At 64.6% G+C, this 18516-nt stretch carries 14 protein-coding genes and 1 pseudogene; 9 read left to right on the top strand and 6 right to left on the bottom strand.

All coding sequences use genetic code 11. The features are described from left to right. Positions 1 to 84 precede the first annotated feature (84 nt). From LOY34_RS05135 to edd, 5 genes are all read right to left on the bottom strand, one after another. Positions 85 to 1344, bottom strand: a complete 1260-nt coding sequence (locus LOY34_RS05135) for an ABC transporter substrate-binding protein (protein ID WP_195885752.1) — start codon at positions 1342 to 1344, stop codon at positions 85 to 87. Positions 1345 to 1489: 145 nt separating this feature from the next. Next, positions 1490 to 2947, bottom strand: coding sequence for an ATP-binding protein (locus tag LOY34_RS05130; protein ID WP_309475821.1), 1458 nt, complete (start codon positions 2945 to 2947; stop codon positions 1490 to 1492). Further along, positions 2928 to 3626 carry a response regulator gene (locus LOY34_RS05125; RefSeq protein WP_195885953.1) on the bottom strand — a complete coding sequence of 233 codons (699 nt, stop codon included), beginning with the start codon at positions 3624 to 3626 and terminating at the stop codon, positions 2928 to 2930. Before LOY34_RS05125 ends, LOY34_RS05130 begins: the two co-directional genes overlap by 20 nt. A gap of 40 nt (positions 3627 to 3666) precedes the next feature. After that, positions 3667 to 4620, bottom strand: a complete 954-nt coding sequence (locus LOY34_RS05120) for a glucokinase (protein WP_195885751.1) — start codon at positions 4618 to 4620, stop codon at positions 3667 to 3669. Further along, entirely contained in the window at positions 4617 to 6443 is a 1827-nt protein-coding gene (gene edd, locus LOY34_RS05115; protein WP_258664329.1) for a phosphogluconate dehydratase, read from the bottom strand. Before edd ends, LOY34_RS05120 begins: the two co-directional genes overlap by 4 nt. Before the next feature lie 269 nt (positions 6444 to 6712). On the opposite strand from edd, the gene gap reads away from it, so the two are divergent. The 9 genes and pseudogenes from gap to LOY34_RS05075 all read left to right on the top strand — a co-directional run bounded on the left by gap (position 6713) and on the right by LOY34_RS05075 (position 16950). Beyond that, positions 6713 to 7714, top strand: a complete 1002-nt coding sequence (gene gap, locus LOY34_RS05110) for a type I glyceraldehyde-3-phosphate dehydrogenase (protein WP_258664327.1) — start codon at positions 6713 to 6715, stop codon at positions 7712 to 7714. Between the two features lie 84 nt (positions 7715 to 7798). Then, positions 7799 to 8311 carry an RNA polymerase sigma factor gene (locus LOY34_RS05105; protein WP_093387092.1) on the top strand — a complete coding sequence of 171 codons (513 nt, stop codon included), beginning with the start codon at positions 7799 to 7801 and terminating at the stop codon, positions 8309 to 8311. Positions 8312 to 8404: 93 nt separating this feature from the next. After that, positions 8405 to 9367 carry a FecR domain-containing protein gene (locus LOY34_RS05100; protein WP_093387096.1) on the top strand — a complete coding sequence of 321 codons (963 nt, stop codon included), beginning with the start codon at positions 8405 to 8407 and terminating at the stop codon, positions 9365 to 9367. 118 nt (positions 9368 to 9485) lie between these two features. Then, positions 9486 to 12080 (top strand): TonB-dependent receptor, encoded by a 2595-nt coding sequence (locus LOY34_RS05095; protein ID WP_195885748.1) that lies wholly within the window; start codon positions 9486 to 9488, stop codon positions 12078 to 12080. A gap of 134 nt (positions 12081 to 12214) precedes the next feature. Then, positions 12215 to 12829 carry a biliverdin-producing heme oxygenase gene (locus LOY34_RS05090; protein ID WP_258664326.1) on the top strand — a complete coding sequence of 205 codons (615 nt, stop codon included), beginning with the start codon at positions 12215 to 12217 and terminating at the stop codon, positions 12827 to 12829. 60 nt (positions 12830 to 12889) lie between these two features. Next, positions 12890 to 13315, top strand: coding sequence for a YbaN family protein (locus LOY34_RS05085; RefSeq protein WP_045196600.1), 426 nt, complete (start codon positions 12890 to 12892; stop codon positions 13313 to 13315). A 100-nt stretch (positions 13316 to 13415) separates the two neighbouring features. Next, positions 13416 to 14684 (top strand): annotated as a pseudogene (locus LOY34_RS27470) (HAMP domain-containing protein); the annotation flags it as partial. 102 nt (positions 14685 to 14786) lie between these two features. Next, entirely contained in the window at positions 14787 to 15542 is a 756-nt protein-coding gene (locus LOY34_RS27465) for a methyl-accepting chemotaxis protein (protein ID WP_371128687.1), read from the top strand. Between the two features lie 49 nt (positions 15543 to 15591). Continuing rightward, complete coding sequence (locus tag LOY34_RS05075; protein ID WP_195885746.1) at positions 15592 to 16950, top strand: CoA transferase; 1359 nt, start codon at positions 15592 to 15594, stop codon at positions 16948 to 16950. A 15-nt stretch (positions 16951 to 16965) separates the two neighbouring features. On the opposite strand, the gene arcD is transcribed toward LOY34_RS05075, so the two are convergent. Next, the gene (gene arcD / locus LOY34_RS05070) at positions 16966 to 18393 is read right to left on the bottom strand and encodes an arginine-ornithine antiporter (RefSeq protein WP_195885745.1); all 1428 of its coding nucleotides are present in this window, start codon (positions 18391 to 18393) and stop codon (positions 16966 to 16968) included. Between the last annotated feature and the right edge of the window lie 123 nt (positions 18394 to 18516).

The raw sequence follows: 18516 nt of genomic DNA, 5'->3' as shown, positions 1-18516 counted from the left end.
TATCTCGTGTGGAGGCAATCGCGGGTATTGTGGGAGCGGGCTTGCCCCGCGAAGGGCCCGAAAGGCCGCCCCCACATCAGCCCATCACTTGGCCGACTTGATCGCCGAACTCAGCTGCTTGACCGCTGTCGCCGGGTCGGCTTTGGGGTCGTTGAAGAAGTTGGTGACGACATCGAAGATCGCCCCCTGCACCGCCAGCGAAGTCGCCATGTTGTGGGCCATGCTCGGTTGCAGGCCGTCGCCTTTTTCCGCTTCCTTGAAGTCCACCGCCGACTTTTGCGTACAGGCGTCGAACTGGCTCATGTCCATGTCCTGGCGTACCGGCAGGGAGCCCTTGTTCTGGTTGAACACGGTCTGGAACTGCGGCTCCAGGGCGACCTTGGCCAGGTCGTTCTGAGCCTTGATGTCGTCCTCGTTCTTGAGCTTGAACATCGCCAGCGAGTCGATGTTGTAGGCAAAGCTGCCCTGGGTACCGGGGAAGGCCACGCACTGGTAGTCCTTGCCCGCCACCTTGCCGGCGGCGGTCCACTCGCTCTTGGCCCAGTCGCCCATGATCTGCATGCCGGCCTTGCCGTTGATGACCTCGGCGGCGGCAATGTTCCAGTCACGCCCGGCGCGGTTGGGGTCCATGTAGGTGCCCAGGCGTTGCAGGGTGGCGAAGACCTTGACCATTTTCTTGCTGGTCAGGGTTTTCTCGTTCAAGTCGACGAAAGCTTTGTGATAGCCCTTGGGCCCGAGGATGCTCAGAGCCACGTCCTCGAAGACCGTGCTGTCCTGCCAAGGCTGACCGCCATGGGCCAGCGGGATGAAGCCGGCCGCCTTGAGCTTGTCGGCGGCAACGAACAGCTCATCGAGGGTAGTCGGCACCTTGGCCCCGGCCTTGTCGAACACCTGCGGGTTGATCCACAGCCAGTTGACCCGGTGAATGTTCACCGGCACCGCCACATAGTGGCCGTCGTACTGCATGATCTGCGCGACTTTCTTCGGCAGCAGGGCATCCCAGTTGTTGGCCTTGGCGACATCGTCGAGTTCAGTGAGCAGGCCCAGCGCGCCCCACTCCTGGATGTCCGGGCCCTTTATCTGGGCGGCGCCCGGCGGGTTGCCGGCCACGGCGCGGCTTTTCAGTACGGTCATGGCCGCGGCGCCACCGCCACCGGCGACGGCGTTGTCCTTCCAGGTGAAGCCGTCTTTCTCGACTTGTTCCTTGAGGGTTTTCACCGCTGCGGCTTCACCACCGGAAGTCCACCAATGAGTGACTTCAACGGTACCGTTGGCGGCAATTGCACTGAGGGGCAACAAGGAGGCGAGGGAAATGACAGCGGCGAGGCGATTGATCGCATTCATCGAGAGAAACCTTTTCTTGTTGTTATGCAGGTGCAAGTCGTGGTGCTTGCGCTTGCATCGGAGTCTAACCAGCGGCACGGGGGCTGCAGGTAACGAAGGGATGCGCGAATGTCACCAGTTGGTGACATTCGCCTGAATGAGGGTGTCAGTCACTGCTGCGCGGCAGGCTCAAGGTCACCCGCAGGCCCCCTTCACGCAGGTTGCGCAGGCTCACCTCGCCGCCGTGGCTGTGGGCGATGTTGCGCGCAATACCCAGGCCCAGGCCATAGCCCTGCTGCTGCCCGGCCAGGCGAAAGTGCGGCTCGAACACCTGCTCCTGGCGCTGCTCGGGCACGCCCGGGCCTTCGTCATCGACCTGCAGGACGAAGCCGCTGTCGCTGTCGATGATGCGCAGGTGGGCGCGCTCGCCGTACTTCAAGGCGTTGTCGATCAGGTTGCCGATGCAGCGTTTGAGCGCCAGCGGCTTGCCCGGATACGGCGCCAGGGCCCGGCCTTCGAGGGTGATCTGGCCACTGCCCAGGTACGGCTCGACCAGGCATTCGAGCACCTGATTGAGGTCGATTCGCTCGATGTTCTCGTGGATGTCGGTGTCCTTCACGCACTGCAGCGCGCCCTTGACCAGCATCTCCAGCTCATCGAGGTCGCGGCCGAACTTGGCCTGCAATTGCTCGTCATCGAGCAGTTCGACCCGCAAGCGCAAGCGCGTGATCGGTGTGCGCAGGTCGTGGGAGATGGCGCTGAACAACTGGCTGCGCTCGGTCAGGTAGCGGCTGATGCGTTCGCGCATGGCGTTGAAGGCGCGGCCCACTTCCTCCACTTCGCTGCCGCCGCCTTCGGTCACCGGCTCGACGTCAGCGCCCAGCGACATCTCTCGTGCAGCCAGGGCCAGGCGCTTGAGCGGGCGGCTCTGCCAGTGCACCAGCAGGCCGATGAACAGCAGCAGGAATGAACTGGTGAGGATGATGAACCACAACTGCTGGCTGGGCAGACCCTGCTCTTCGAGGCTGGTATAGGGCTCGGGCAACAGCGATGCGATGTACAGCCATTCGTCTTCGGCGAGGTGGATCTGGGTCACCAGCACCGGCGGGTTGATCGGTTCCAGGGTCAGCGCATAGTGGGCCCAGGAGCGCGGCAGCTCATCGAGTTTCAGGCCGCTGTTGAAGATTCGCAGGTCTTGCGGGCTGACGAACTGGATGGAAATTTCCAGCTGCGCCCCCAGGCGCTGGTGCAGCACCTCGCCGACGGCATCGATCACCGCGGCCTTGCGCGGTGTGGCGGGCAGTACCTGCATGTCCAGGGGTTTATCGTTGAGGGACACGACGAAACGGGTGCCGCCCATGCTGCGCAATTGGTCGAGCACCATCGGCCGGTACGCGACCGGCAGCGAACGAAAATAGCTGACGCTGGCACTCATCGAATGGGCCAGGCTACGGGCGCTGGCAACCAGGCCTTGCATCTGGCTGGCGCGCAGTTGCGACAGCCAAATCAGGCTCGAGAGCGCTTGCGCCAGCAGCACTACCAGCAAGGTCAACAGCAGCATGCGCCCCAGCAGCGAGCGCGGCAGCGGCAGGCGCCAGCGCCCGTCAGTGCGCAGGCGCAACATTGGCCGCCAGCAAGTAACCACTGCCGCGCACGGTACGAATCAAGCGTGGCGGCTTTTCGGTGTCACGCAGGCGCTGGCGCAGGCGGCTGACCGCCATGTCGACGATGCGGTCCAGCGGCATCGGCTCGCGGCCACGGGTGGCGTTGCCAATGGTGTCGCGGTCGAGGATCTGTTGCGGGTGATCGAGGAACAGCTTGAGCAAGGCAAAATCGGCGCCGGACAGAATCACCTCTTCACCGTCACGGTGGAACAGCCGGTGGCTGATGGTATCCAGGCGCCAGTCATCGAAGGCCAGCACGTCACCGCCACTGCGCTCCTGGCCAAAACCGGCACGGCGCAGCAACGCCTTGATCCGCGCCTGCAGTTCGCGCGGGCTGAAGGGTTTGCCCAGGTAATCATCGGCGCCCAGTTCCAGGCCGATAACCCGGTCGGCTTCGTCGGAGCTGGCGGTGAGCATGATGATCGGCACCTGCGCCAGGCGCGGATGCTGGCGCACCCAGCGACACAGGCTGAAGCCATCTTCGTCGGGCAGCATCACGTCGAGGATCACCAGGTCGCAGTCGCTGGCGTCCAGGGCCTGGCGAAAGCCACGGCCGTCGGCCACCGCCTGGACGCTGAAACCGGCGCGGCTCAGGTAGGTCTGCAGCAGTTCACGGATGTCCTGGTCGTCGTCGACCATCAGTATCGACTTGCTCACGAATCACTCCTTGCTCCACCGCTCAACCGGCTTGTTGCAACGCCACGCCGGCCCCGAGCAAGCCGGAGAATTCGGCGGTCACCAACCATACCGGGACATCCTTGAAGTAGCCACTCATGCAGCCCTTGTCGGCAAAACTGGCGGCAAAGCCGCTGGCCAGGAACAGCTCGGCAAAGCGCGGAATGATGCCGCCGACGATAAACACCCCGCCTCGCGCGCCAAGAGTCAGCACGTTGTTGCCCGCCACCCGGCCAAGGAACCGGCAGAACTGCTCGATCACCGCCAGGGCAACCGGCTCGCCGGCCAGCGCCGCGTCGGTGATCGCCGCCGGGCTCTGCAATGGCGCAGGCTGGCCATCGAGGGCGCAGATGGCCTGGTACAAGCGCAACAGGCCACCGCCGCTGAGCACGGTCTCGGCGCTGACATGGCCGATTTCGTTGGCGATCTGCTGATGTATCTGCGCTTCGCGGGCATTGCCCACCGGCAGGTCGACATGCCCGCCCTCGCCCGGCAGCGCCATCCAGCGCTCGCCACCCAGGCTCAGCAAAGTGCCGACGCCAAGGCCGGTGCCCGGGCCGATCACCAGCGCCGGGCGGCCTGGATCCGGCGCGCCTTGGCAGACACTGCGGTACTCGCCCGCCTGCAGGCGGGTCATGCCCAGGGCCATGGCAGTGAAATCGTTGATCAACAGCAAGCGCTCGACCTGCAAGGTGTTGCAGAACGCCTCGCGGCTGAGGCGCCAGTGGTTGTTGGTAAAGCGAAACTCGTCGCCATCGACCGGCCCGGCCACAGCCAGGCACACTGCGCCCAGCTCGCCGCGGGCCAGGCCCTGGGCGGCCAGATAAGCGCCGATGGCCTGTTCCGGGCTGGTGTAGTCGGCCGTGGCAAAGACCTGCACCGCGTGCATGCGGTTGTCTTCCCAAAGGGCAAAGCGTGCATTGGTGCCGCCGATATCGCCGACCAGTGCGCGCTTCATTTGAGCGTCTCCAGCGCCGAGGTGAAGGCGCTGGCGCCCTTCTCGGCCGGGCTCAGGGCGGTGCGCAGGAAGCCGAACAGCTCCCGGCCGCAACCCAGGTCGTTGCCGGTCGGCGCGGCGGGCAGTTGACGATCGGCCAGCTCTGCGGCACTGAGTTTCACCGTCAGGGTGCCGGCAACGCCGTCGACGCGGACGATATCGCCGTCACGCAAGCGCGCCAGCGGGCCGCCATCGAAGGCTTCGGGGCAGACGTGAATGGCTGCGGGGATTTTCCCCGAAGCACCGGACATGCGCCCGTCAGTTACCAGCGCGACCTTGAAGCCCCGGTCCTGCAGCACGCCGAGGAACGGGGTCATCTTGTGCAGCTCGGGCATGCCGTTGCAGCGCGGGCCCTGGAAGCGCATCACGGCGACGAAGTCACGCTCAAGCTGGCCGGCCTGGAAGGCATCGGCCAGTGCCTGCTGGTCATGGAACACCAGTGCCGGGGCTTCGACCACCTGGTGCTCGGCGGCGACGGCGGACACTTTCATCACCCCGCGACCGAGGTTGCCTTCCATCACCCGCAGACCGCCTTCGGGCGAGAACGCCCGGGCCACCGGGCGCAGGATCGCCTCATCGAGGCTGGCCTGCGGGCCTTCGCGCCAGACCAGTTTGCCGGCCTCAAGGAACGGCTCCCGGGTGTAGCGGCGCAGGCCGTGGCCAGCGACGGTGTTGACGTCTTCGTGGAGCAAACCGGCATCGAGCAGTTCGCGAATCAGGAAGGCCATGCCACCGGCAGCCTGGAAGTGGTTGATATCGGCCTTGCCGTTCGGATAGACGTGGGACAGGGTCGGCACCACTTCCGAAAGCTCGGCCATGTCCTGCCAGGTCAACTGGATGCCGGCAGCCTGGGCAATCGCCGGCATGTGCAGGGTGTGGTTGGTCGAGCCGCCGGTGGCGTGCAGGGCGACGATGGAGTTGACCAGGGATTTCTCGTCGACGATCTCGCCCAGCGGCATGAAGCTGCCACTGGCCTTGGTCATGCGCGTGACCTGTTGCGCAGCCTCGACAGTGAGGGCATCGCGCAGCGGCGTGTAGGGGTTGACGAAGGAGGCGCCCGGCAGGTGCAGGCCCATCACTTCCATCAACAGCTGGTTGGTGTTGGCGGTGCCGTAGAAGGTGCAGGTGCCGGGACTGTGGTAGGACTTCATCTCCGATTCCAGCAGCTCTTCGCGGCTGGCCTTGCCTTCGGCGTAGCGCTGGCGCACATCGGCTTTCTCCTTGTTGGAGATGCCCGACGGCATCGGCCCGCCGGGGACGAAAACGGTCGGCAGGTGGCCAAAGCGCAGCGCGCCCATCAGCAGGCCGGGGACGATCTTGTCGCAGATGCCGAGCATCAGCGCCGCGTCGAACATGTTGTGCGACAGGGCGATGGCGGTGGACATGGCGATCACTTCGCGGCTGGCGATGCCCAGCTCCATGCCCGGCTCACCCTGGGTGACGCCGTCGCACATGGCCGGCACGCCGCCGGCGAACTGGCCGACCGAGCCGATTTCGCGCAGCGCCTGCTTGATCTGTTCGGGGTAATGCTCGTAGGGCTGGTGCGCCGAGAGTATGTCGTTGTAGGCGGAGACAATAGCGACGTTGGCCGCGTTCATCATCCGCAGGCTGTCTTTGTCCTGGCTGCCACAACCGGCGACACCGTGAGCGAAGTTGGCGCATTGCAGCTTGGCGCGCATCGGCCCGTCGCTGGCGGCCCCGCGAATCAGCTCAAGGTAGCGTTCACGGGTGGGGCGACTGCGGGCGATCAGCCGTTGGGTGACCTCAAGAATGCGCGGATGCATGTACTGGACTCCAGGCTATCGGTGGTTGCGACCTCTGCGGCGGTTTCCCTTATCAACGATCGCGGCCTAGGCTCAAGGGCAGGGGCGATGCGTTGCGGGAGGGACGGCTTGGCCGATCGCTCGTTGTAGATTGAATAAAATATTGCCAGCAAAAAGGCTTGTTTTCTATTTTTTTACGAATAATCTTGTAATTCCAACAACAAAATCAGATGCAGTGAAGCAAAACTTCAATTGCCACGGGCTTCACCCGGTCTGCCAGAGGTAGCTCCATGACCCTTCGTATCGCAATCAATGGCTTTGGCCGCATCGGCCGCAACATCCTTCGCGCACTCTATACCCAAGGCTACCGTCAGGACCTGCAGGTCGTCGCCATCAACGACCTGGGCGACAGCGCGATTAATGCCCATCTGCTCAAATACGACAGCGTCCACGGCAGCTTTGCTGCCACGGTTGAATCCGATCACGAGAGCATTACTGTCAACGGCGACCGCATTGCCGTCAGCGCCATCCGCAACCCGGCGGAACTGCCGTGGAAAGCCGAAGCCGTCGATGTGGTGTTCGAATGCACCGGGTTATTCACTGAACGCGCCAAGGCCGCCGCCCATCTTACTGCCGGGGCCGGCAAAGTCATTATCTCGGCACCGGCCAAGGGCGCGGATGCCACCGTGGTGTACGGGGTCAACCATGACATCCTGCGCCCTTCGCACCAGATCATCTCCAGCGCTTCGTGCACCACCAACTGCCTGGCGCCGCTGGCCCAGGTGCTGCACCGCGAGTTCGGCATCGAGCAGGGGCTGATGACCACCATCCACGCCTATACCAACGACCAGAGCCTCACTGACGTTTACCACAGCGACCCGTACCGCGCCCGTGCGGCAACCCAGTCGATGATCCCGAGCAAGACCGGCGCCGCCGAAGCCGTGGGCCTGGTGCTGCCGGAACTGGCCGGCAAGCTCACCGGCATGGCCGTGCGGGTGCCGGTGATCAACGTGTCGCTGGTCGACCTTACCGTCAATCTTGAGCGCGAGGCCACGGCCGAGGCCGTCAACGCGCTGTTCAAGGAGGCCAGCCGGCACTCCAAGGTATTGGGCTACAACAGCCTGCCGCTGGTGTCCTGCGACTTCAACCACAACCCGCTGTCGTCGATTTTCGACGCCAACCACACCCGCGCCAACGGGCGCATGCTCAAGGTACTGGCCTGGTACGACAACGAATGGGGCTTCTCCAACCGCATGCTGGATAACTGCCTGGCACTGTGCAACGCCCGCTAGGATCACAACCTCGCAGGAGGCAGTACTTGACCAAAGCGTTGATGATAAGCATTATCATTCGCCACGCCATGGTCGGGTACCGCTGTGAGTCAGTCCCAGTTCAACGTCGTTTTCCTCGCCCAGCGGGTCAGCCTGCTGCGCACCCTGCAGCGCATGGTGGATAACCCCAGCACTGCCGAAGACCTGTTGCAGGAGACTTACCTGCGGGTTACCCGTGCCCTTGGCGAACGCCCCATCGAGCACCTGGAACCCTTCGTTTTCCAGACTGCGCGCAACCTCGCCCTTGATCACTTGCGCGCGCGCCGGGCGCAGTCGCGCAACCTGGTCGAGGACGTGCCCGAGCAAATTCTGCACAACGTCGCCGCGCCCAGCAGCAGCGCCGAAGACGCCGCCCACGCCGAACAACTGCTCAAGCGCCTGAGCGTCAGCCTCGCCCAGTTGACCGAGCGCCAGCAACGCATCTTCATCCTCAGCCGCCTGCACGGCGCCAGTTACCTGGAAATCGCCGAACAGTTGAAAGTGTCGGCAAGCACGGTTCAGAAGGAACTGAAACTGATCATGGCCATCTGTGTAGGGGTAGCCGACCGGCTGAAGTAAACAGCCCGTCGTGGATCGCAGCTAAAACCTTGCCATCCCCATGGATACCCCGGATCATTCGCAAAAAGCGCCAGCCCCGCCAAGGACCCACCCGTGACCGACAGTCCCCCTCCTCGCCCCGCGCCGCCTGGCCAAGCTGCCAGTGACCAGGCCATGGACCAGGCCCTGGACTGGCTGATCCGCCTGCAATGTGCCAGCGCCGAAGACACCCAGGCCTTCGAAGCCTGGCTCGAGGCTGACCCGGCCAATGCCCGCGCCTATGTCGAGGCCGAGGCCATCTGGAACGGCGCGCCCTTGCGCCAGGCAGCCGGGCAACTGCACCAGGTGCAGCGTCGCAGCCTGCGCTCACGCATCCGCCCGCACTACAAGCCCCTGGCCGCAGCCGCTGTGCTGCTGGTGGGGATTTTCACCGTCGGCAACCTGCCGGTGCGCCTGCAGGCCGATCACCTGACCGTGGTCGGTGAACGCCAGCGCTTGCAACTGGACGACGGCTCCAAGGTGTTGCTCAACACCAATTCGGCCTTTGCCAGCGACCTGCGCGACAACCGCCAGGTTGCCCGGCTGCTGCAGGGCGAGGCCTATTTCGAGATTCCCGCTGGCGCCCAGCCGCCCCTGGAGCTGCAAGCCGGCCCGTTGCGCGCCAGTGTGCGCGACACCGACTTTGCCGTGCGCTACCTCAACGGCGAAGCCCAGGTGCGGGTGCAACGCGGCGATGTCGACCTGCAGGCCAGCAGCGACCAGCGCATTCGCCTGTCGGCGGGCGACAGCATCAGCGTCGGCCCCAATGGCTTTGGCCAGCGCGGGCGTCTGGATGCGCAAAAAGACCTGGCCTGGGTCCAGGGCCGGCTGGTGTTCGAAAACTGCCCGCTGAACCAGGTACTGGCCGAATTGCGCCGCTACTACCCGGGGTGGATCATCAACGGCAACGAACAGCTGGCGAACGTTGCGGTCACCGGCAACTACCGCCTCGACCAGCCGCTGGAAACCCTGCGCGCCCTGGCGCACATCACCTCGGCGCAGTTGCATGAGTACCCGGCGCTGGTGATTCTCAACTGAGGCAAAGTTTTTTTACGCGATCCCTGACGCTGTTACGTCTCGTTATAGCTAATGCAACTGATTCTTATTTTTGAATCAGCCAGCACCTATAACATTTGCGCGACAGGGAGCGCTTTCGATGTCCACTGGTTTCACTCGTCGATCTTCAGCCACTTCACGTACCCCCGGCCTGCAGCGTTGCACGCTCTCCCTGTTGACCCTGGCCATGCTCGCCAGCGGTGCCTGCAGCCTGCCGGCGCTGGCCGCTGAGCCGGCCCAGGCCAGTGCCCCGCGCATGGGCGACTACCGCTTTGCCATCGGCCAGCAGCCGCTGGTGTCAGCGCTCAATGCCTTTACCTCGGTCACCGGCTGGCAAGTGGGCTTCTCTGCCGAACTGGCCGAAGGCGTCGCCTCACCGGGCGTGCATGGCTCACTGAAGCCTGAGGCCGCCCTGCAGCGCCTGCTGGCCGGCACCGGCCTGAGCTACCGAACCTTGAGCAGCGCCAACGTGGTGATCGAACGCAGCGCCGGCAAGGCCATCGCCCTGCAGCAGATCACCGTCAGCGCCACCCGCAGCGCCCAGGACGTCAGCCAGGTGCCGAGCACCGTCAGCGTGCAGACCCGCGAACAACTCGACCGCCAGAACGTCAACAACATCAAGGAACTGGTGCGTTACGAGCCTGGCGTTTCGGTCAGCGGCACCGGCCAGCGCAGCGGCCTGAACGGCTACAACATCCGCGGTATCGACGGCGAGCGGGTGCTGACCCAGATCGACGGCGTGTCGATCCCCGACAGCTTCTTCTTCGGCCCCTACGCCCAGACCCAGCGCAACTACGTCGACCCTGAAATCGTCAAGCGCGTGGAGATCCTCCGTGGCCCGGCCTCGGTGCTGTACGGCAGCAACGCCATTGGCGGCGCGGTCAGCTACTTCACCCTCGACCCCGACGACATCATCAAGCCCGGCCAGGACGTCGGCGCACGCCTGAAGACTGGCTACAGCTCGGCAGATGAGAGCTGGCTGAACTCGGCCACCGTTGCCGGCCGCCAGGGCGAGTTCGACAGCCTGCTGCACCTGAGCCAGCGCAACGGCCATGAAACCGAGTCCTACAGCAGCCACGGTGGCACCGGCCTGGCGCGCACCGCCGCCAACCCGGAAGATGTGCGCACCACCAACATCCTCGCCAAGGCCGGCTGGAACTACGCCGACGACGCACGCCTGGCCTTCACCTATGAAAACTACAAGGACGACCGCGACCTCAAACAGAAAAGCGCCGTGGGCGGGCCGTTCATTCCTGGCTTCGGCGCGATGAACTCGTACCGCGACCGTACCGGCAACGACACCGTGACCCGCGAGCGCTTCGGTATCAACCACGAATTCGCACTCGGTAGCGTGCTGGCCGACAACATGAAGTGGAGCCTGAACTACCAGATCGGCAAGACCGACCAGCGTACCGAAGAGCTCTACTTCGCCTCCGGTCGCCAGGTGTTCCGTGACCGCCAGACCACCTACAAGGACCGCCAGTGGGTGTTCGACGCCCAGTTGGACAAGGCCTTCAGCATCGGCGCCACCGAGCACCTGCTGACCTACGGCACCACCCTCAAGCACCAGAAGGTCACCGGCTCGCGCAGCGGCACTGGCACCTGCCTGAACGTCGGCGGCGCCTGCCGCTTCATCGGCCAGATCAGCGCCAGTGACAGCCAGGCACTGGTCAGCGACTTCCCTGACCCGACCGTCAACACCTACAGCCTGTTCGCCCAGGATGAAATCCGCTGGAACCAGTGGACCTTCCTGCCGGGCGCGCGCTACGACTACACCGAACTCAAGCCGCACATGACCGACGAGTTCCTGCGTGGGGTTGGCGCCAGCCCTACCGACCCGGTTGATGACGATGCGAAGAAATGGCATCGGGTTTCGCCCAAGTTCGGCCTGACCTACGCCTTCAACGACAACTACACCTGGTATGGCCAGTACGCCGAAGGCTTCCGCACGCCGACCGCCAAGGCGCTGTATGGCCGCTTCGAAAACCCGGGCCTGGGCTACAGCGTGCGCGGCAACTCCAACCTCGAACCGGAAAAGAGCAAGAGCTACGAGACCGGCCTGCGCGGTAACTTCGAAGCGGGTAACTTCGATGTCGCGGTGTTCTACAACAAGTACCGCGACTTCATCAACGAAGACGCCGTGCAGGGCAGCAACCTCGGCCAGACCTTCGAAGCCAACAACATCAAGCACGCCACCATCAAGGGTGCCGAGTTCAAGGGCCGCCTGAACCTCGACGCCTTCGGTGCGCCGCACGGCCTCTACACCCAGGGCTCGCTGGCCTACGCCCATGGCCGCAACGACGACACCGGCCAGCCGCTCAACAGCGTCAACCCGCTGACCGCGGTGATGGGCCTGGGTTACGAGCAAGAGCAATACGGCGCGCTGCTGAGCTGGACCCTGGTCAAGCGCAAGGATCGCGTCGACGACACCACCTTCTTCGCCCCCGACGGCACCAGCAAGCAGTTCCGCACCCCGGGTTACGGCGTACTCGACTTGACCGGGTTCTACAAGGTCAGCGATGACATCACCGTCAACGCCGGCCTCTACAACCTGACCGACAAGAAGTACTGGCAGTGGGATGACGTGCGCGGCTACGACGGCCTCGGTGAAGCGGCGGTGACCGCCCCCGCCAACCTCGACCGCCTGACCATGCCAGGCCGTAATTTCGCCATCAACCTGGTCTGGGACATCTGACCGCGAACCTGTGGGAGCGGGCTAGACCCGCGATGGGCTGCAAATGCAGCCCCCCCACAGGTGAGGTTTTTTTACTGTCCCGCGTCTTCTCATTCGTCTAGTCATCAGGCACGCCCATTTCGCAAGGAATCACCATGACCGCCGCTACCACCGCCGAACGCGCCAGCCTGCGCTCGCAACGCTTGAACCAGCTGACCCACGCCCCGCACACCGAGCTGGACGCCCTGGTCAAATCCCACGCGCCGTTCGAAACCCGCGAGAGCTTCGCCCGCTTCGTGGTTGCCCAGTACCTGTTCCAGTCCGAGCTCAAGGCGCTGTACACCGACCCGGCACTGATCGCCATCGTCCCTGACCTCGCCGCACGCTGCCGCGCCGAACAGGCCGGCCTGGACCTGGCTGACCTGAACACCGAGATCCCCACCGACTTCGCCGGCGCCCTGCAAAACCCCAGCCTGGGTGAAGCCATGGGCTGGATCTTCGTCTCCGAAGGCTCCAAGCTCGGCGCCGCCTTCCTGATCAAGCGTGCCGTCGGCCTGGGCCTGTCGGACAGCTTCGGTGCCCGTCACCTGGGCGAGCCGGCCGGTGGCCGCGCTGAAGGCTGGAAGCAGTTCACGCGCATCCTCGACGGCCTGGAACTGAGCGCCGAAGAAGAAGCCAAGGCCGAGCAAGGCGCCGTGGCCGCCTTCGAGCGTTTCACCGAGCTGCTCAAACACGCTTACGCAACTGCGCCTAAAGCCGAACTGGCCTGATGCGCCGTACCCGGTTACCCTCGTGGTAACCGGGCCTTGCCCGTGCACACCGACAAGCCCATGACCCGCCCAGCCGCTTCAAAACTCTCGCGCCTGCTCTTCGGCCTGCTGGCTTACGTAAGCCTGGGCATCGGCCTGGTAGCGATCGTGATTCCCGGCCTGCCCACCACCGAGTTCATCCTCCTCGCCGCCTGGGCCGCCACCCGCAGCTCCCCGCGCCTGAGCGCCTGGCTGGAAAACCACCGGCTGTTCGGGCCGATCCTCAGCAACTGGCGCAACGGCAAGGTAATCCAGCGCCGGGCCAAGGTCAGCGCCACTGTCAGCATGCTGCTGTGCGCTGGCCTGATGCTGGTGTTTCTCGAGCACCGCTGGCCGGTGTTTCTCGCCATCGCCGGCATGAGCCTGGGTAACCTGTGGATCTGGTCGCGGCCAGAAACCGCGCCCTTGAGCCTTGCCGACCGTTCATCGGCGAGCACTCATGGCTAAGGCTATAAGGCCGATGAACTGTTATCGCTAAAAGGATGTAGCGAATCGAGCCCGCCCGTGGCTCGGTCCTCTACCGGCCTGCCTTTTAGCGAGTACGTCCATGTTCGACACGCTCTCGATCCGCCTGAAAATCGTCCTGCTCTCCGGCCTCTGCCTGCTTGGCGTGGTCGCACTCGTCGTCGGTATCAACCTGTATCAATCGCACCAGAGCGATGAGCTGGTCGGCGACGCCAGCACCACCATGCTCACCCGCAATGTCCAGGCCCTGCTGCAGGCCCGGGCCGGCGAAAAGGCCGAGATGCTGCGGCGTACTTTCAGCGACAGCCAGACCGTCATCACCGCCCTCGCCGACCAGGTCCAGGACTTGCAGCAACTGGCTCGCGAGCGCGGCCTGAGCGCTGGCGACCTGCGTGAAGCGATCAACCAGAGCCTGGCCACCAGCTTCAAGCGCAACCCCGACGTGCTGGGCGTGTGGCTGGCCTTCGAGGCCGACGGCCTGGACGGCGGCGACAGTGCCTTTGCCAACGACGCCAAACGCCTGAGCAACGAGAGCGGGCGCTTTGCCAGCTACTGGAGCCGCGCCCAGGGCCAGGCCCTGAACACGGTGATCAGCGATGTCGACCTGAACAAGACCGAGATCAATCTCAGCGGCACGCCCTACAACGTCTGGTACACCTGCTCGCGCAACAGTGCGCGTTCGTGCCTGCTCGAGCCCTACTCCGACACCGTCGGCGGCAAGCAGATGCTGATGACCAGCATCACCATGCCGCTGCTGCACAACGGCAAGGTGATCGGCGTGGCCGGTGTGGATATCTCCCTCGATGCCCTGCAGGCGGCTGCCGCCAAGGCCCAGCAGGAGCTGTTCAACGGCGCCGGCCACCTGATGATCGTCGCCCCCAGCGGCTTGCTGGCGGCCAACAGCGACGATGCCGGCAAGGTCGGCAAGGCCATCGACCAGGACGGCCAGCAGGCGCTGCAGAAGCTCGCCGGCAACCAGCCACTGATCCTTGAACAAGGCGATACCATCCGCGCCGTCAATCCGGTGCAGCCGATTGCCGACAGCAAACCCTGGGGCATCCTTATCGACCTGCCCAAGCAGGTCCTGCTGGCCGATGCCATCAGCCTGCAGGCGACCCTTGAAGAGGCCCGCACCAGCGGTACCCTCAAAGTGGTGCTGTTCGCCACCCTGGCCGGCCTCGGCGGCCTGCTGCTGATGTGGCTGACCGCCACCGGCGTGACCCGCCCGCTCAACAGCGTAGCGAGCATGCTCGAAGACATCGCCAGCGGCGACGGCGACCTCACCCAGCGCCTGCGCTATGCGCGCAAGGACGAGCTGGGGCGGCTGACCGGCGGCTTCAACCGCTTTCTCGACAAGCTGCAGCCGACCATCGCCCAGATCAAACAGAGCATCACCCAGGCTCGGGCCACTGCCGACCAGTCTTCGGCAATTGCCCAGCGCACCAGTGAAGGCATGCAGGTGCAGTTTCGCGAGATCGACCAGGTGGCCACCGCCTCCAACGAGATGAGCGCCACCGCCCACGACGTCGCCAACAGCGCCGCCAGTGCCGCCGACGCCGCCCGCGGTGCCGACCGTTCGGCCAAGGACGGCATGGCGATCATCGAGCGCAGCACCCGTGACATCACCGTGCTCGCCGAACAGGTCAGCAAGGCTGTGGGTGAAGTGGAAACCCTGGCGCAGAACAGCGAACAGATCGGCTCGGTATTGGAGGTGATCCGCAGCATTGCCGAGCAGACCAACCTGCTGGCGCTCAACGCCGCGATCGAAGCCGCCCGCGCCGGTGAGAGCGGCCGTGGTTTTGCCGTGGTTGCCGACGAGGTACGCAACCTGGCGCGCCGTACCCAGGACTCGGTCGAAGAAATCCGCCAGGTGATCGAGCGCATCCAGAGCAACACCCGCGAGGTGGTCGCGACCATGCATTCGAGCCACGGCAAGGCCCAGGAAAACGCCGGGCAGATCCACCAGGCGGTGCAGGCGCTGGACAAGATCAGCGAGGCGGTCACGGTGATCAGCGACATGAACCTGCAGATCGCCAGTGCCGCCGAACAGCAGAGCGCGGTGGCCGAAGAGGTCAACCGCAACGTCTCGGCGATCCGCGGGGTAACCGAAACCCTGACCGGCCAGGCCGCGGAATCGGCGCAGGTGAGCAGCCAGCTCAACACCCTGTCGTCGCAGCAGATGGCCTTGATGGATCAGTTCCGGGTTTGACCTGGCGCCGCTGATGGTCTGCAATGGCCCTTCTGCTGGAGGGCCATTGATGACCGCGCTACTCGACACCCTTGTCGCCGAACTGCAGCTGCCAACGGCACTGCGCAATAGCCTGCGCTTTCGCGGCAACGGCGCCCTGCCTTCGACTTTCGCCGTCACCGAGCTTGCCAGCAGCAGCATTGCCGCCTGTGGCCTGGCAATCGCCGAACTGCTGCAGCGCCAGCTTGAGCAACAGCCTGGCGTTGAAGTTGACCGCCGCCTGAGCTCGTTCTGGTTCGCCACCAGCCTGCGCCCGCAAGGCTGGAGCACACCGCCCTTGTGGGACCCGATTGCCGGTGACTACCGCGCCGAGGATGGCTGGATTCGCCTGCACACCAACGCAGCTCATCATCGCGCCGCCGCCCAGCAGGTAGTGGGCCGTGCGGCTGACCGCGCGCACATGGCTGGGCTGGTTGCGCGCTGGCGCGCACGTGAGCTGGAAAGCGCGATAGTCACCGCTGGCGGTTGCGCCGCGCAAATGCGCAACTGGTCCGAATGGTCGGCCCATCCTCAGGGCCTGGCAGTGAATGCCGAGCCGTTGATTCATCACCAACGGGCTCCGGCCTTTACAAAAAGACGCTGGACCGGTAACGCCGTCCGACCTCTGGCCGGGGTCAAGGTGCTGGACCTGACCCGCATCCTCGCCGGCCCCACAGCCAGTCGCCTGCTGGCAGGCTTCGGCGCGCAGGTGCTGCGGATCGACCCGCCAGGCTGGGAGGAACCGGCGGTGGTTGCCGAGGTGACCCTGGGTAAACGTTGTGCGCGCCTGGACTTGCACGATGGGGATGATCGACGGGTGTTTGAACGCCTGCTCAGTGAAGCCGATATTCTCCTGCATGGTTACCGCGCCGATGCCCTCGAACGACTGGGGTATGCCAGCGAACAGCGCCGCCAGCTCAACCCCGGGCTGATCGATGTGAGCCTCAACGCCTACGGCTGGAGCGGCCCCTGGCAACAGCGCCGGGGCTTCGACAGCCTGGTGCAGATGAGCTGCGGCATCGCTTGTGAAGGCATGCGCTGGCAACAGGCCGACAAGCCCGTGCCGCTGCCGGTGCAGGCATTGGACCATGGCACCGGGTACCTGATGGCGGCTGCGGCGATCAAGGCCTACAGCGAACGCCTGGGCAGCGGTTGCGGGGCAACCCTGCGCCTGTCGCTGGCGCGCACGGCAAAGCTGTTGATCGATCAGGGGACGCTGGCAGCGGATTTGCCGTTGCAGGCTGAGACGGCAGCGGATCTGAACCCGCAGCTGGAGCAGACGCCCTGGGGGCTGGCGCAGCGGCTGAAGGCGCCGCTGCTGGTCGAAGGGGCACCGCTGGATTGGCAGCAGGGGGCTTGTGAGCTGGGTTCTGCTGCTGCCTGTTGGTGAATGTGCCGGCACTGATTAAAGGCTCAACATCCCGCTGTACAAGCCATAGGCCGCCAACCCCGCGCCCACCAGCACGGCGGCGAAGATCAGCTTCTCCCAGGTGGTAAACAGTGCCTGGCCCTGCTCGTGCTTGGCCCGGGCAAACAGGATCACCCCCGGCGCGTACAGCAGCGCCGACAGCAGCAGGTACTTCAGCCCACCGGCATACAGCAGCCAGATCGCATAGATCAGCGCGATACCGGCAATCAGCAGGTCCTTGCGCCGTGCGCCGGGGTGGCCTTCATACGACTCGCCGCGCACCGCCAGCAACACCGCGTAGGCCGCCGACCACAGGTACGGCACGAGGATCATCGACGAGGCCAGGTAGATCAGGCTGGTGTAGGTCCCGGCGGAAAACAGGGTGATCAGCAGGAACAGCTGAATCATCACGTTGGTCAGCCACAACGCATTGGCCGGCACGTGGTTGGCGTTTTCCCTGGCCAGAAAGCGCGGCATGGTCTGGTCGCGGGCGGTGGCGAAGAGGATCTCGGCGCACAGCAAGGCCCATGACAGCAGCGCCCCCAGTAGCGATACCGCCAGGCCGATACTGATCAGCAAGGCGCCCCAGGGCCCGACGATATGCTCAAGCACCGACGCCAGCGACGGGTTCTGCAAGGCCGCCAGCTCCGGCTGGGTCATCACCCCCAGCGACAGCACGTTGACCAGCACCAGCAAGGCCAGCACGCCGATAAAGCCGATCACCGTGGCCTTGCCGACGTCCGAGCGCTTCGCCGCCCGGCCCGAGTAGACGCTGGCGCCCTCAATGCCGATGAACACGAACACCGTCACCAGCATCATGTTGCGCACCTGGTCGAGCACGCCGCCGAATTTCGGGTTGCTCAAGCCCCAGATGTCCCGGGTAAAAATGTCGGCGCGAAAGGCCACCGCGGCGATGACGATGAACATCACCAACGGCACGATCTTGGCCACGGTGGTCACCTGGTTGATGAACACCGCCTCCTTGATGCCGCGCAGCACCAAGAAGTGTACGGCCCACAACAGCAGCGAGGCACAGGCGATGGCGATGGGCGTATTGCCCTCGCCAAACACCGGGAAGTAGAAGCCCAGGGTGCTGAACAACAGCACGAAGTAGCCGACGTTGCCCAGCCAGGCGCTGATCCAGTAGCCCCAAGCCGAAGAAAAGCCCATGTACTCGCCAAACCCGGCCTTGGCATAGGCATACACGCCGGAGTCGAGCTCCGGCTTGCGGTTGGCCAGGGTCTGGAACACGAAGGCGAGGGCCAGCATGCCCACCGCGGTGATGCCCCAGCCGATCAGTACGGCGCCGACGTCGGCGCGCGCAGCCATGTTTTGCGGCAGCGAAAAGATCCCGCCGCCGATCATCGAGCCGACCACCAAGGCGATCAACGCCCCCAGGCGTAATTTCTGTCCAGGTTCGGACATGCAGATCCCCTTCTGTCTCGTGTTTGTAACGCCAGTGGTACACCCTGAGTTAAATATAATCTGACTCTAAGCGTCTATATATATTAAACCACTAAGCGCTTTCTGCTCATAACTAGCGCGTCT

The organism is Pseudomonas sp. B21-009, from assembly GCF_024749345.1.
GTDB lineage: Bacteria > Pseudomonadota > Gammaproteobacteria > Pseudomonadales > Pseudomonadaceae > Aquipseudomonas.
The sequence above is the reverse complement of the archived record's forward strand: the minus strand, read 5'-3'. Positions and strand labels throughout refer to the sequence as shown.